This window comes from Pseudomonas sp. GL-R-19, from assembly GCF_019956375.1.
Taxonomy (GTDB): Bacteria; Pseudomonadota; Gammaproteobacteria; order Pseudomonadales; family Pseudomonadaceae; genus Aquipseudomonas.
The window spans coordinates 26,350-40,891 of record NZ_JAHBDJ010000001.1 but is presented as its reverse complement, the minus strand read 5'-3'; the positions used below and the strand labels follow the sequence as shown (position 1 = coordinate 40,891).

Genomic DNA, 14,542 nt, shown 5'->3' with positions numbered 1-14,542 from the left:
CACAACCTCTGTTTCCGTTCCGGCGCTTCCTGCGGAAGCTGCTTCTAAACCCGTTCTTCAGGTCTGTAGGGGCAAGAGACCATTTGAAAAATTAGCCGCTGGTCGAAAAGCAATACTTCATCCAGGTTGCGGGCTGAAGTGTGGGCTGGTAGGTTTTTCCAAAAGAAAAAACGAAAAGCCCTGAATAATCAGAGCGTTGTCGTATAAAGATGGAGGAGGCGATATTGCGCAAATATGACCCATATCTGCGGGATCTTCTGCAACACTCTCGAGCCTAAACTCTGAACGCATCGCCAAGGTGATAATTGGGCGCTATGAAGTGACGGCAGAGCGCCTGACCAACTGTGCGCAAATCACAGCGGAACCTAACGCAAGCACTGCACTGATGAGGAACACCGACCCCAAACTATTCCAACTTGCAATCAACCCCAATACGGGAGTGGTTACTCCCAGTGCCAAATCGAGGAACGCGGTATAGGTACCCATGGCGAGGGCCCTGTTTTGCGCCGACACCCGTCGTACAGCCTCTACGCCCAGCCCTGGAAAGACTAGTGAATAACCAGCGCCAGTGAGCAGAGCTCCTGTAAGTGCGAGCTCTACCACCGGAGCCCACCAGATCAGTGCTAGTCCAGCAGACTCGATCAGTGCGAACACGAGTGCGACCTTGGCACCACCGAGCTTGTCTGGAAGATGGCCGAAAAAAATCCTTGCCAAGATGAATGCTGCTGCGAAAGCAGTGAAGGCTAGCCAAAGGGGCGTCCAGCCTTTCTCGGTGAACAGTAAGGCGATGAATGCTGTGATAGCACCGAAGCCAATACTGCTAAACGCTAAGCCCATACCGGGAATCCAGACTGCCCCGATGACCTGAGACACTCGTTGATGATTTTTAGGCTGAATGTTGACCGCACGTATGGGCACTATGACCAGTAGTGCAATTAACGGAGTTACCGTAGTGGCCACAGCAATGGATATGAAACCGAATCGGTCGAACAGAAGGGTGCCAGCTGGAGCGCCGAGGGCGAAGGCGGCGAACATAGCCATTCCAACCCACGCTATAACCTTTCCTGCGTGGCGGTGCTCCACAAGTGCCAGTCCCCAACCTAGGGCACCTGTAATAATGAAACTCTCAGCTGCTCCTAACAGAGCTCTCCCCATGATGAGCACCGAAACTGAAAACCTCGGGGAGTTGTATAAGTAAAGGGACAGGAGATAAAGCATTCCGGATGCGACTGCCGTAACCAAACCTATAGTAACTGCTCGCTTAGCGCCGTGAGCGTCTGCATAGCGTCCGGCCCATACACGAGATATGAGCGATGCCGCGAATTGGCTGCCCGTGACGATGCCTACAATAAACGTCCCCAAGCCTAGATCATGATGCACGTGCAGAGGCAGCACCGGTAACGCAAGACCTATGATTGAGAATGCGATGAGCACAACTGCCATGATGGGCAGCAGTGTTGCAACGACCCCATACGTGGTTTGAGTACTTGATTGAACGTTAGACATTACTAAAACCTTTTTGAGGCAACTGTCAGGGGGGAGAGTTGTTGGCCCTGCTCGAAGGGGCGATTCTTATTGACGGGCAAGTATCGTACTCAGCGGCCGTGCCAGTGATGTCGATTGAAGGCCGTTTTGGCGCACTTCTCGGCTATTGTTGTCACTGTCGTAACTCGCGCCGAATGTGAAGGACTCAGTCATCTATCGAGTTCACCCGGTTGGTTCTACCGCCGTCATCTGTCAGACAAAACGCCCCTGATGTCGGGTGCGGTACCTCAGCTTGCCGCTGGAAGACCGAGGCGACGCCGCATCTCTGGTGCCGTCAGGTGAGCACGCCACCCCGGGCCGCCAGGTTGGAACGCGACGGACGACGCCATGTTGCCGGTGATGATCGGGTCGCATCCCGCAGCGCGCACGAGCTCCGCTGCGGTTGCGACGGCTTGCGCATCATCGCTCGCGATCGGCATCCCGATCCTGCCACCGGCTCTTGTTCCCGAGGTCTCCACGACGGTGGCATCCACGCAGCTGAAGGCACGCACCAGCCGGGCATCCGGCAAGTACTTCGCCACCGTCTGCGTGACGCCATTTTCCCGGGCCTCGCGATACACGTCGCTTTCGCTCGCGCCCCAAGGATTGGTGGAGTCCAGTACGATCTTGCCCTGGTACGCGCGGTGCAGATCACGCCCGACCTGCGGTAGCGCCACGAAAGGCACCGCAAGCAGCAAGACGGCCCCGAACTCTGCAGCCTGCAACGGCAAGCCGGCGGTAGCGCGAGACCCCAATTCGCGAGCCATGGACTCAAGTTCTTCAGGATGACGCGACGAGAACATGACCTCATGGCCGGCTTTGACCCAGAGCTGGCCCACGGTCGCGCCTAACGAACCGGCGCCAATCACGCCAATGCGCATGGACGGTGCCGCGCGTGCAACGTGAGGAAATATCCAAGGCAGCGTAGCCGCAGCGCCGAGCGATTTCAGAATGGATCGACGAGAGAATGTCATTGAGGACTCCTTCTTCTCAGTAAAAGCATCATGTTCGGTCTGCTTGCAATGGTTGTGCAGTCACTACGGGCGGCACCTGCAGCGCTTGCTGCCGCTGATGCGAGCGCCCCAGCCAAACGCTCAACGCAAGCCAGATGACCGACAGGGGCACGGCGATCACGGCCATCTGCGTCAGCCCAAACCCCAGGCCCATGAGACCGGCGTAGCCCCAACTGGCGACTTGGTCACCACCGCGATAGATCACCGTGTCGATAAAGTTCTTCGCCTTGTAGCGATCCTCGCGAGCGATGGACGTGAACAGGATCTCCCGCACCGGCCTGGCCAGCGCGAAGTTTGCAGCCCTGCGCCAGACCTGAGCCATCACCAACACAGCCGTACTTGGGCTTGCTGCCAGGGCTGCAAAGCCAGTCACGCTGATAAAGGGCAGAATGCACAGCGTCATCACAATACCCAGAGAGCTGATCAGCCGACCGGTCACGAACAACTGCAGGACCAGGGTGATGGCGTTGACCAACAGATCAATATTGGCGAAAAACGCTGTTCTGGCTGCGCGCTCGGGGAAGTACTCCTGCGCGATGTTCGCTTGCTGGAAGTACAGAAACGTCGAGGTCAGCGAGTACAGCAGGATGAACAGTGCAAGGCCTGCCAGGTAAGGCGAGCGAATGGTGTGAACGAAGCCGGCAAAAACGCCCCCCCCCAGCGGCTTGCCAGGATCGCCGTCACCTGCCGGATGTTCGAACGACTTCGCCACAAACGACAGCCTGCGAGAGGCGAGCACAGCCGCCTCCAGCAGCACGATGGCGATGGCGACCAGCCAAGAACGACCAATGTTTTCGATGAGCAAGGAGGTGAGCGCCGAACCCAGGAGACCGCCTACCGTGGAACCAGCGGCCAGCAGGCCGAAGAGCCGTTTACCTTGTTCGCTGTCGAAGATATCAACGATGAACGACCAGAAGACAGAAACAACGAAGAGGTTGAAGACAGATACCCAGATGAAGAAGGCCCGCCCGACCCACACTTGCCATTCCGGCGACGCAAAGTGCAACAGGAGCGCGAACACGATCAGGTTTGCCGCGAAGAAGCGGTAGGACAAGGCAACGAACTGCTTGCGGGGCAGGTTGCGCACTGCCAGCGCGAAAAGTGGGCTGACCAGCAGCATCACAATCAACGTGCCAGTGAATAGCCAGGGCAGATTGGCGACACCGCTGGCGACACCCAACTCGTCCCGGATCGGGCGTAGCACGTAGTAGGCGAGGAAAAGCGCGATGACGTACAGTAGCGACCACATGACCGCAGGCGCTTCTTCCGGTCGCACCCCTGTCAGGCGTTGCAGTCGGATCGACAGTTGCTCGTTTCCTTTGGACTGCGTCATACGGGAAACGCCTTGTCCAGCAGCGCCAGGTCCTGCGCGTCCAGCGAGATCGACATGGCCCGCGCGTTCTCGCGGACATGGTCCATCTTGAGTGCCTCGAAGGTGCCTACGACTAGGCCCTGGTCTCTCACCTGACCGCGCCGGTGCAGCAGATACAGGTCCAGATAGTCGGTGCCTCGGTTTCGTAGGCTGCGCGCACGGGTCTCAACAACGCCCGCACATGTGGTGGCGTTGGAAGGCAGCACCTTGGAGACCAGGAACACGTCTGCGCGTCGACCCGCAATGACCCGACAGATCATCTGCTCCGACACGCCGTTTCCATACATCTTGGCGGTGTCGATCAGCGTCATGCCCGGCGAAAGCCCCAGCCTCATGGTTTCCTTTTCCTGCACGACAGGACGCCGACCCTGGGCGAGTCGCCACGACCCCATGCCCGATGCTGGAGCCGTGCTGCCGTCGGGTAGACGAACGACACGTCTCATCGGCAGAGGTTCATTGGCCCGTCCTGACTGGGCCATGACCATCGGATCTACCAGCAGTGCGGAGGCTCCCAGAAGCGAGAATTGTCGACGCGTCATCGAACTAGGGTTCATTGCCTGCAACCTTCTGTGATCTGTCTGAATGGACGGCTTTCCACCACGGGGTGAACGACTGTGCGCGACCATCCAGGTAGGCGAGCTCTCCGATTTCCGGTGTCCAGAGGCTGTAGCGCCGCCCTTGACTGGCCGCTGTGATGCGCTTGAAAGGGTCGTCCCAGTTGTGGGGTGCAATGGAAAACCGGCCGATATGACCAGGCATCAGCACGCGTGCGCGGAGATCCTCGGCCGCCTGGGCGGCCTGCTCGGGGTTCATGTGAACGTTCGCCCAGCGTGGGTCGTACTGGCCGGTATCGAGAGCCACCCAGTCGAACGGTCCATAGCGCGTGCCGATCTCGGCAAAGTGCGGCGCATAGCCAGAGTCGCCGCTGAAGAAGAGGCGGCGCTCAGGGGAACTCAGCGCGAATCCTACCCACAGTGACTGGTCGCGAGTGAACGTGCGGCCTGAAAAGTGGCGAGCTGGCGTGACATGGATCTGAAGGTCCGGTGCCTGGCCGATGGTCTCGTACCAGTCGGCCTCGTTCACGATGTCCGTGTCATAGCCCCAGGCTTCCAAATGCGCGCCAACACCCAGACCCACCACCACCCGCTTGACCTTGGGCTTGAGGGCGCGAATGCTCGGGTAGTCCAGATGATCGTAGTGGTCGTGGCTGATCAGCAGGAAGTCGATCGGCGGCATGTCGTCTGCCATATAGATACTGGTGCCATCGAACGCTGTGTTCGTCAGTGGTATCGGCGAGGCATTCGTACTGAAGACCGGGTCGATCAGTATTCGATGCCCGCCCAGTTGTACGAAGTAGGAGGAGTGGCCGAGCCACACGACCAGGTCCTGTGCCGGGTCGAGCGCCTTCAGGTCAGTCTTGATGGCGGGCACGGCGCCAGGCGGGCGGGGCTGACCCTTCTCGCCGAAGAGGGTCTCCATCCACATCGACCATTCGGACTGCTCCGTCGTGAGCATGGGCGTGTCGATCTGGTTGAGGAATGCGCCCTCGACATAGTTGGGTGAGCGCGCCATGTGCTCAAGCCGTTCGCTGCTGGGCAACGCGCCAAACAGCGGCTGCCGCAGATAGATGACGACGCTGAAAGCGCCCAGGAGAACGACACCGGTTAGGACCATGAGGAGGCGAGACCAGGTTCTTTTTATGCGGTACTTACCTGTCGATACCATCACGCCAGCACCGTTCCGGTGACGCGAGCGAGCTCGGCGAGCAACTGGTCTTGGAAGCGGGTGTCGTTGACGGCGGGATGCGGCTGTCGCCGGCGCTGGTGATGCCAGTAGCCGCCGCTGGTCAGTGCTTCGGGGGAGTCGCTGGTGACCAGCCACTCCTGGGTCAGATGCCCCAGACGCAGGTCGTCAGGCGCGTTCGCGCCGCCCATCTTCGTGGGCACCCAGCCTGGGTCGACGGCGTTGCTCAGCACGTCCGGCCACCGTCGTGCAACGGCTGCGGCCAGTGCGGTGACGAACAGCTTGCTGTCTGAGTAGCTAGCCGAGGAAGAGCGCCCGGACCAATCCATGCCAGCCAGGTCCGGGCTTCCACCTGCATGCATGCTGCTGCTCAGATAGATCAGGCGTTTGGGGCGCTCGATCAAGGTCGTGAGCAGGTAGGGTGCGACGACATTGACGACCAGCAGCTGCGCGCCGGAGAGGATGCCTGCGTTGTGGATGACGGCATCCATGTGGCCGATCGCGTTGACCTGGTTGGCAAGGTCACGGACTCGCGAGAGATCCGACAGGTCTCCCACCGTGGCAATGGCGCCCCGGTCCACAAGTTCGTTCACCGCAACCAGCCGGGCCTTGGAGCGGACATGCACGACGACGTCGTGGCCCTGGTCGAGCAATGTCTTGGCCACGGCATAACCCAGCCCATCAGCCGAGCCGGTGATGAACACGCGGGCTTTGTGGGCAGTGCCTGGTGAAATAGGCATGCTGGACTCCTTTCGAGGTTGTGTTGGTGTCTGTGCATGAACAGCCGTGGCGATGAGCGATCCGGCGATTAGGCCTGCACCCAGTTCGATTCCTGCAGTGATAAATCTGCGACGAAGCATGGACATCTCCTCGGACCTGGCGGCGCCAGTTACTTGTACTGAAGCGTCGCCGAATCGAACTCGGGCAGTTCGATGTTATGAATCCTTCCATCCATTGACGTGAGGGTGTGGATGATGACGTAGGGCTGCAAGGTAGGTACCTGCCTCGTTTGAATGTCTGGCTCTGGGAGAACGTGACGCGCTCCATTCGGTGGATTTAGGCCGCTTGCAGGTCGTGTCGGTGCGAGGCACGGGAGGTCAGGAGCGCCACGTAGGCGGACAGCAACAGCACAAGTGCGCTTGCCAAGAAGGTGGCCCGATAGCCTGTGGAGTCGAACAGCAGCCCACCAACGGTCGACCCCAAAGCGATGGACAGTTGGATCACTGCGACCATCAGACCACCGCCGGCCTCAGCGTTGTGAGGCATGGCCTGGGCGATCCAGCTCCACCAGCCGACTGGGGCCGCGGTCGCCAGCAAGCCCCACAGCCCCAAAAGCGCGATAACAGCGGCAAGCCAAGCGCCGAAGGGGATCAGCGCCAGGGCGATGCCCGCCATCAGAATGGGGATCACGACTAGCGTTCCGTACAAGCTGCGTTTGAGCACATCGCCGATCAACGTGGTGCCGACGAAGCCCGCTACGCCAATGACGAGTAGAACGAGCGACAACATTGATATGTCGACACGGGTTACCGCCTCGAGAAACGGGCGGACGTAGGTGAAAAGAACAAACTGCCCCATGAAGAAGGCACCACACGCGGCCATGCCCAAGGCAACAGAGCGGCTCTTGAGGACCCTGAAAACATTGCCTGAACCCTTCGGCCGCTCAACGGTCTTCATGGCCGGCAGGCTGATCCACTGCCAGATCAGTGCAATTGCCGCCACCGGCAGGAGAAACATAAAGGCGCCGCGCCAGCCAATGATCGAGCCCAGATAGCTGCCTAGGGGGGCCGCAATGACAGTGGCCAACGCATTGCCGCCGTTGAAGATGGCCAGGGCGCGGGGAACCTGCGCGAGCGGAACCAGCCGTATGGCGACGGCCGCCGCCATGGACCAGAAGCCGCCAATGACCACGCCGATGAGCGCACGTCCGATCATGTAGACCGGGTAGTTCGGCGCAAGCGCGACCACCGCGCCGGACAAGGCCATCAGCGCGGTCAAGCCCAACAGTAATGTCTTGCGGTTCATGTTGCCGGCCAGGGCCGAGATGGACAGGCTGGTTAGCACGGCAAAGACACCCGAGATTGCGATGCCTTGCCCAGCCATCCCCTCTGTGACGTGCAGATCGGCCGCAATCGGCGACAGCAGGCTGACGGGCAGGAATTCGGAGGCGATCAGCGCGAAGACGCACAGCGACATCGCAAAGACGCCACTCCAGTTCGCGGGACTACCTGCCAAATTGTCTTGGTTGCTTGTGTTGCCTCCAGAGGCATTGGTTGTACTGGGGGGCATGGGATTCTCTTTGGTTTCTGATGTTTTTAAGTTGTCGCTAGGCGGACCGTTGCTGGGCCAGTGACGGCAAGCCATGAGCGCCGAACGCGGCGAAGGCATCGTCAGTGACCGGAAGGCGCGTCCTGGCCGGAGCAGCACTAGCGCGAGAAACTGCTGTCGCAACGAGAGAACACCATCCACACCGGCCAAATCTCCTTCGGATGGCGTCAACCGAAGGGAGCTTTTGCAGTCGAAAGCTTGCGAGGGAAATAGGCAATCTTCTCGACGTTGTTGTAGTCGCTGAACTTCAATGTCAGCGGCAACATGGACGCCAACTTCCGGCTCGTAGGATGGTTGTAAAGCTCGGCAATGGCGTGGCCCGTGTCGACGGTTAGTTTAGACTTGGGTCGGCATGTCAATTTGTTTGACATGGCCGTAGCTCCGTTTTCTGGTGCGACGTGAAGGCGGTTTGCGTTCGCCATGCCACTCTTTTCTATTTCCGCCGCATGGCTGCCCAAGGGAATGGCGAATACAGCCAATGAGGCCAGCAAGTTTATTGCTCGATTGGTTCTGCATTTTGCCATACCAACCCCCAATTTGAGACAGCCGTCCCAACTGTGTTCGAAGGCATGGATGTGTTTGGTGATGTACTTAATACCGCGAAGGTCTGAACGATTAAACTGTAATAATCGCATACAGGTATGAACTGAATTGATGAATAGGTACACACTCGTACTGTTTCATTGTTTGGTGTCGGCTTTGCGCTGCTGTCAGGGGAGACAAGGCACAAGTTTCAGTCTCGATCTAGTGCGCGGGGATTCCGTTTACTTTTTTACAGGACTGATGCGACGTTCGGTCTCGTCGAAAAAGCGCTTCTCCAATCGGAACGCGCCCTTCAACACGGGCGTGGACAATGTCGCCGTGCGCAACTCCATCTACGTCCTCGACGTCTCTATCGCGAGTCCGATTTGTGGGCCGAGTACGGTACACCGACACAGCCAGCTCCAACGATCAACTCTAAGCCCTGATGCTTCTACTGGGCTTCTGCCGAGTCGCGCGTCTGCGACGTCGGCGAACCATATTGTCCGTGCCGCAGGTGTGCAGACCCACGCGAAAGGAAGCCCGCTGATCGGCGTTCCTTGAAAGTCAGGCGAATCCCCTCCCAATTAGATGACACCCTGCGTTTGGTTCGTTCGATCAATCAGGGCGCCGCATGAGAATGGGTTGACCGCGGCCTGTGCGAGATGGACCGAATCGAGCGCACGCTGTTCATCCTGGACTGGCTGCAAAGCGTCGAGCTACGCCGTAGTGTTCATGCTTACCTGAGGTCTCTCTGATGCTTAGGGGTTTCCCTCGCTGGTACGTTCGGGAAAAGCGAATCCAAGTCATTATTTGCGTTGTAATATCCCGCGATTTGGGATAAATTAAATTCAATAGGTTGTGAGTGTGGATATGGAGTCGCGTGAAAAAAACATTAACCACATGATTAACAACATTTTTATTTGTCTGTACGCATTGGGTAGATTGGTTTTTGTGCTTCCAGGATGCGTTTTTGTGAAAATGATGAAATCCCATACCTTCCGATGATGCTACGTCTATCGGTAGGTAGAAGAGGCTCTGTAGAGCACAGACGGCTGTTCCGGGGGTAGGCGACCTGTAGCCTGCCTTCTCCCGAACGATCCGGAAGGCCGAGACTGTGCAAAACCAACAAAAACTATGAGTCAGGATGGAGAGAACGATTTGAAAACTTATTCACATTGGATTGACGGCGCTTTTCAAGAGCCAGCAAGCGGCCAATGGATGCATACCATCGATCCTTACCAGGGTGAACCTTGGGCGAATATTCCTTGCGGCAATTCGGAAGACGCATCCATTGCAGTCGCGGCAGCCAAACGTGCAATGACTACAGGGCCATGGGCCGGTATGAGCGCAACCGAGCGTGGCAAGATCATGCGCCGCATTGGCGATATTACTCTCGAGAACTTAGATCGCCTTGCTGAGATCGAAGTTCGAGATAATGGGAAGCTCCTCGCCGAAATGAACGGCGTCATCAAAAATGTGGCAGAAATTTGGTACTACTACGCCGGGCTAGCCGACAAGATCGAAGGTTCGGTGATGCCAATGGAGAAAGCGGGGGTCGTGGGATTTACTACCCGAGAGCCCATTGGGGTAGTGCTCGCATTGACGGCCTGGAATGCACCGCTCAATTTCTTAGCACTCAAATGTGCGCCAGCCTTGGCTGCTGGATGCTCGGCAGTAGTCAAACCTTCCGAGTTTTCATCGGCTAGTTCGTTGGAGTTCGTTGCGCTTACTAAGCAGGCTGGATTACCTGATGGAGTTCTAAACGTAGTTACCGGGCTTGGAAAGGATATTGGCGCACCTTTGGTGGAGCATCGTGATGTCGCCATGATTACTTTTACAGGTTCCGACATAACCGGGGCCAAAGTATACGAGGCTGCCGCACGCCAGATGAAGCGTGTCGCGATGGAATTAGGTGGTAAATCGCCAAATATCGTGTTCGAAGATGCGGACCTGGAGCAAGCGGTTGCCGGGGCCATTTCAGGTATTTTCGGAGGCGGTGGGCAAATGTGTACTGCAGGTTCTCGTCTGTTAGTACAGAACTCTATCAAGGAGAAGTTTACTCAATTGGTCGTTGCCGCCGCCCACGCAGTAAAGGTGGGTAATCCGATGGAGGCTGCGACACAAATGGGACCAATGTCGACAGCGCCACAGTTTCAAAAAGTCATGGAGTATATTGATATCGCTAGTGCGGAAGGAGCGAAATGTATAGCAGGTGGAAAGCCCGCGGTCGGTCCCGGCATAAAGGGTGGCCAGTTCATCGAGCCGACGATTTTCACCGATGTGACTAATAATATGCGTATTGCGCAGGAAGAAGTTTTTGGACCAGTTTTGTGCATCATTGGTTTCGAAAATGAGGCAGAGGCAATCGAAATCGCCAATGATACATTGTACGGATTGGCTGCGGGTATCTGGACGAGCAATATTGGACGACTCTTCCGCATGTCAAAAGCGCTGCAAGTGGGCACTGTGTGGGGAAATACCTACCGTACTTACAGTTACTTGATGCCGTTCGGTGGTATGAAGCAGTCGGGGGTAGGGCGAGAGCTGGGAATTGAGGCAGTGAACGAATTTCTTGAAACTAAGAGCATTATGATTTCCATAGCCGATGCGCAGCCGCAAAACAACTTTGTGCCACGTTGAGGCGTGCTGTTGTTAGGCGTAAGCTTTTGTTTCTGTAGTACAAAGCTGTTCATGTCTTTCCGCTAGGCGGGTGCTAAGTGAGATGCTGTTTGATATGACGTGAGATTCGCAGCGCTTGCACCGAATTATAGGCATTAAATTGCAGTGCGACCGAGTTCTTTCTCCAGGAGTTGCAGAGCAATCTCTGGATATGACGCTTGGCTAATCATTATCAAGAGTTTCTTAAGAATGCTTCGGGAAACATCGCTTGTTGATAAGCGTATCGTCAATCAGACTGTAATCATCTCGTCACAGCACCGGAGCGTGTAATTTTATACGAAACAGGAAGAGGGTGAAGGCGGCGATGCAATTCAAGAAGAAGGTTGCTTTCCAATGATAATGCCTCCCTAAATGGGGGCCGATCGTCGGAAAGAGTCTATGCAGAATAAAAATAAGGTGCAGATTATGACAACAACGACTGACTACGAGACAATGATTGAGGTCAAACGGCAGCCCGATCAAGCGAAGCGCGCAACTATTGCCTCCTTTATTGGCACTGCACTTGAGTATTATGAACTTTACATTTACGCCACGGCGTCAGCGCTCGTGTTCAGCACCGTATTCTTTCCTGACAGCGGGGCTGCAGGGCTTCTCCTTGCACTGAGCACCTACGGTGTCGCCTATTTGGCCCGACCGCTAGGTGGCTTACTCGCCGGGCATTTCGGCGACCGACTGGGGCGTCGCAAGGTCCTGCTGGTGATATTGTTGGTTATGGGGGGCGCTACTTTCGCGATCGGGTGCCTCCCAAGCTATGCTCAGATAGGCGGATGGGCACCCGTTTTGCTGGTGTTGTTTCGCATCGCTCAGGGTTTGTCAGCCGGCGGTGAACTCGCTAGTTCCTGTTCACTTACCGCCGAGCACGCTCCGCGTGGTCGAAGAGGTCTATACACCTCCATTTCGGCTACGGGCGCCATATTTGGCTATCTTTTGGCCACGCTCTCGTTTATGTGGGTTGCCGCCCTTCCTAGGGAAGACATGCTTTCCTGGGGATGGCGTATCCCCTTTTTGTCTAGCCTGTTACTTGTTTTTGTCGGTATTTACGTTCGATGGTGGGTAAAGGAACCTGAAGTTTTTCTTAAGCAGGAAAAGCAGTCGACTATCGTCAGCATTCCACTTTTCAATGTGTTGCGCGAACAACCGGTCGATTTTTGCCGGGTTATCTTCAGCGCTCTTCAAATCGTTGTTAGTGTGATTGTTCCCGTGTATGGCTTAACATACGCAACTAAAGTCGTCGGCATCGCCTCGTCAACGATGCTCGAAGTGGTGGCACTTACCTATTTTGCTGCACTGGTGTTCCTTCCCTTAGGTGGGTTTCTAAGTGACAAGATTGGTCGTAAGCCTGTACTTATTCTAGGTAACATTATCGCTGCACTGTCGGTCTGGTTGTTTTTCTGGGCTGTTGCAACGGCGAATATGCCAATGGTCTATCTTGGGATGTTCCTGAGTTTCTCGGTCGGCTGGGGGCTAATAAATGGAGTGTATCCGATTTTCTATAGTGAGCTTTTCAGCACGCGCTTTCGCGTCACAGGTTTCGCAGTCGGCCTGCAGATTGGATTGATACTTACCGGCTTTTCACCTTTAATTGCCCAGATGTTGTCTACGGCTAACAATGATGCTTGGTGGCCGGTTGCGCTGGTGTCGTCTGTTTGTTCGGTCATCGCGGCCCTTACCATCGGAGTAACCCGCGAAACTTACAAGGCGCCTCTCAAGGATTAAGGCTGAGTTTTCGAGGGGCGGTAGGTGTTTATTTTCTCGGTTCCGAGTTTCCTCAGCTATCTCTTGACGAGCGCCCCCCCTGCTGAAAAGGCAGGGGAGGGCGCTCGTTAAGGTTCGGCGCTGCCGTTTATCGAAAAAAGCGGCGCTAGAATATGCAGTACAAAGTGTGTATCCGTCGCGAGTAAGCCCCTTGCATTTAATTAAAACAGCAACTCACGGCCCTAGTGATTATAAAAATTAGCTTCAGGTAGCTGGTTCATCGCCTCTCGTGCGCGCTGGATCTTACGCAAGATATCCTCGCCTTTTACGTTTCAAACGTATTGACTTGGCTGCGAATGCTGATTTCGTAATAGAGCTACTCAACCTTCCGGGCAGCCAGCCCGATTCCTGATCCGAATCTTCTAAGGCATTCTGGCCGCTCACACGGTGGGCTTTTTCGCATGCTCTTTTATGACCTCTTCCAAGTTGAATCAATCAGCTCTGATGCCCTCGATGGTCGAGCGCTGACTATAGCTCAGACCAGATGTTAATTTACGATAGATGTAAACGTCGCTAAGAAAATCCCGCGGACTTTTGGCGTCAGTTTGACTGCGTCGAACTTGTGCGTCTGCTAGGGGTGTGATTGAGTCTGTAACCATAATAAGTTACGATTCAAAGTTTAACAATTTGCTCACTGTCCTAGATTGTCTTTTCCTTGAAGCCAGCCGGTCAGATGCTTCCGAAAATCTTGTGCGGCCGGTGTCAGTGCGCGAGCGCAAGAGTGATAGAGACAAACTTTGCGCATCACGGCGGGTTGAACAATCGGTCGCGCGACCAAATTAAATCGGTGCCCGAGCAGGCCGACGTAAGCGGGAGCAATTAGTAACCCAAGTCCTTCCGCAGCCATACCAAAGGCTGTGCTGATGTTCTCGACGGTATGTACCGGTTTGATTTGATCGTCTTCGTTGTATTCGCTGTAAGTCAATGAAATCGTGCGCTCATAATCCCTACCCGCAACAACAAGAGGGTGATGCCTTAGCTCGGACCAGGAGATCTCTTTACGCTCGATGAAAGGGTGGTCGGATGCGAACCAGACAACCCATTGACTTTCGAAGAGATCAAAGCGTTCGACGTCGTCGCTCACAGGCCAATCAGGGCCAACAGCCAAGTCCACGGAGCCGCTGCGAACGCTCTCTACAAGGTCTGCTACAGACGCATCACGAATGCGAACGAGAACATCTGGTTTGTCCAACGTATAGGCTTTTACTGCTGCGGGCAAAACGGAACTTGCCAGTATGAGAGGCGCTGCAACGCGAACGATCCCGGCGGCACAATCGCGGACGTTATCTGCTACAGCCTGTGCTAGCTCCATGTGTGTTAACACGCTCTTCGCGGAGGCGTAAAACTCTCCGCCAGCGAGGGTTATCGACACGCTGCGGGTCGTTCGGTCGAATAGACGTAAACCTAATGAAGACTCCAAGTCGCTGACGAGTTGACTTACTGCGGATGACGACAGGTTCAATCGCTGCCCGGCCCGGGCAAAGCTTCCAACGTCTGCGACGGCAATGAAAGCGGACAACTGTCTTGTTGTAAATCGAGGTCGAGGCATAGTGAAATCAGACTTCTCATTGTCAAGCTTTTCTTAAGAATGCTTCAGAAACCATCG

At 55.9% G+C, this 14,542-nt stretch carries 12 protein-coding genes; 3 read left to right on the top strand and 9 right to left on the bottom strand.

The annotated features are described in order from the left end of the window. Positions 1-312: 312 nt before the first annotated feature. From KGA83_RS00150 to KGA83_RS00115, 8 genes are all read right to left on the bottom strand, one after another. The gene (locus tag KGA83_RS00150; RefSeq protein ID WP_223527472.1) at positions 313-1,506 is read right to left on the bottom strand and encodes an arabinose transporter; all 1,194 of its coding nucleotides are present in this window, start codon (positions 1,504-1,506) and stop codon (positions 313-315) included. A gap of 266 nt (positions 1,507-1,772) precedes the next feature. Further along, positions 1,773-2,498: an NADPH-dependent F420 reductase gene (locus KGA83_RS00145; protein ID WP_223527470.1), complete on the bottom strand. Its 726-nt coding sequence runs from the start codon at positions 2,496-2,498 to the stop codon at positions 1,773-1,775. A 28-nt stretch (positions 2,499-2,526) separates the two neighbouring features. Continuing rightward, entirely contained in the window at positions 2,527-3,870 is a 1,344-nt protein-coding gene (locus KGA83_RS00140) for an NTP/NDP exchange transporter (RefSeq protein ID WP_223527468.1), read from the bottom strand. Then, the gene (locus KGA83_RS00135) at positions 3,867-4,448 is read right to left on the bottom strand and encodes an aldo/keto reductase (protein WP_223527466.1); all 582 of its coding nucleotides are present in this window, start codon (positions 4,446-4,448) and stop codon (positions 3,867-3,869) included. Before KGA83_RS00135 ends, KGA83_RS00140 begins: the two co-directional genes overlap by 4 nt. 4 nt (positions 4,449-4,452) lie before the next feature. Beyond that, the gene (locus KGA83_RS00130) at positions 4,453-5,583 is read right to left on the bottom strand and encodes an MBL fold metallo-hydrolase (protein WP_223527464.1); all 1,131 of its coding nucleotides are present in this window, start codon (positions 5,581-5,583) and stop codon (positions 4,453-4,455) included. A gap of 50 nt (positions 5,584-5,633) precedes the next feature. Then, positions 5,634-6,392, bottom strand: coding sequence for an SDR family NAD(P)-dependent oxidoreductase (locus KGA83_RS00125; RefSeq protein WP_223527463.1), 759 nt, complete (start codon positions 6,390-6,392; stop codon positions 5,634-5,636). A 316-nt stretch (positions 6,393-6,708) separates the two neighbouring features. Further along, positions 6,709-7,848, bottom strand: a complete 1,140-nt coding sequence (locus KGA83_RS00120; protein ID WP_411741891.1) for an MFS transporter — start codon at positions 7,846-7,848, stop codon at positions 6,709-6,711. Positions 7,849-8,147: 299 nt separating this feature from the next. Continuing rightward, positions 8,148-8,471, bottom strand: coding sequence for a cyclophilin-like fold protein (locus KGA83_RS00115; RefSeq protein ID WP_223527457.1), 324 nt, complete (start codon positions 8,469-8,471; stop codon positions 8,148-8,150). A 684-nt stretch (positions 8,472-9,155) separates the two neighbouring features. Between KGA83_RS00115 and KGA83_RS30005 the strand changes: the two genes are divergently transcribed. The 3 genes from KGA83_RS30005 (at position 9,156) to KGA83_RS00100 (ending at position 12,897) form a co-directional block, all read left to right on the top strand. Continuing rightward, on the top strand, positions 9,156-9,257 hold the full coding sequence (locus tag KGA83_RS30005; RefSeq protein WP_411741890.1) for a Tn3 family transposase: 102 nt from the start codon (positions 9,156-9,158) through the stop codon (positions 9,255-9,257). A gap of 403 nt (positions 9,258-9,660) precedes the next feature. Beyond that, on the top strand, positions 9,661-11,142 hold the full coding sequence (locus KGA83_RS00105) for an aldehyde dehydrogenase (RefSeq protein WP_223527455.1): 1,482 nt from the start codon (positions 9,661-9,663) through the stop codon (positions 11,140-11,142). Positions 11,143-11,559: 417 nt separating this feature from the next. After that, the gene (locus KGA83_RS00100; protein ID WP_223527453.1) at positions 11,560-12,897 is read left to right on the top strand and encodes an MFS transporter; all 1,338 of its coding nucleotides are present in this window, start codon (positions 11,560-11,562) and stop codon (positions 12,895-12,897) included. Positions 12,898-13,567: 670 nt separating this feature from the next. Here the strand turns inward: KGA83_RS00100 and KGA83_RS00095 are convergent. Then, entirely contained in the window at positions 13,568-14,485 is a 918-nt protein-coding gene (locus tag KGA83_RS00095) for a LysR family transcriptional regulator (RefSeq protein ID WP_223527451.1), read from the bottom strand. Positions 14,486-14,542 lie beyond the last annotated feature (57 nt).

Coding starts and splice junctions, on each gene's coding strand:
- KGA83_RS00150 (WP_223527472.1), bottom strand. CDS start 1,506: ATGTCTAACGTTCAATCAAGTACTCAAACCACGTATGGGGTCGTTGCA.
- KGA83_RS00145 (WP_223527470.1), bottom strand. CDS start 2,498: ATGACATTCTCTCGTCGATCCATTCTGAAATCGCTCGGCGCTGCGGCT.
- KGA83_RS00140 (WP_223527468.1), bottom strand. CDS start 3,870: ATGACGCAGTCCAAAGGAAACGAGCAACTGTCGATCCGACTGCAACGC.
- KGA83_RS00135 (WP_223527466.1), bottom strand. CDS start 4,448: ATGACGCGTCGACAATTCTCGCTTCTGGGAGCCTCCGCACTGCTGGTA.
- KGA83_RS00130 (WP_223527464.1), bottom strand. CDS start 5,583: ATGGTCCTAACCGGTGTCGTTCTCCTGGGCGCTTTCAGCGTCGTCATC.
- KGA83_RS00125 (WP_223527463.1), bottom strand. CDS start 6,392: ATGCCTATTTCACCAGGCACTGCCCACAAAGCCCGCGTGTTCATCACC.
- KGA83_RS00120 (WP_411741891.1), bottom strand. CDS start 7,848: ATGTCGCTGTGCGTCTTCGCGCTGATCGCCTCCGAATTCCTGCCCGTC.
- KGA83_RS00100 (WP_223527453.1), top strand. CDS start 11,560: ATGCAGAATAAAAATAAGGTGCAGATTATGACAACAACGACTGACTAC.
- KGA83_RS00095 (WP_223527451.1), bottom strand. CDS start 14,485: ATGCCTCGACCTCGATTTACAACAAGACAGTTGTCCGCTTTCATTGCC.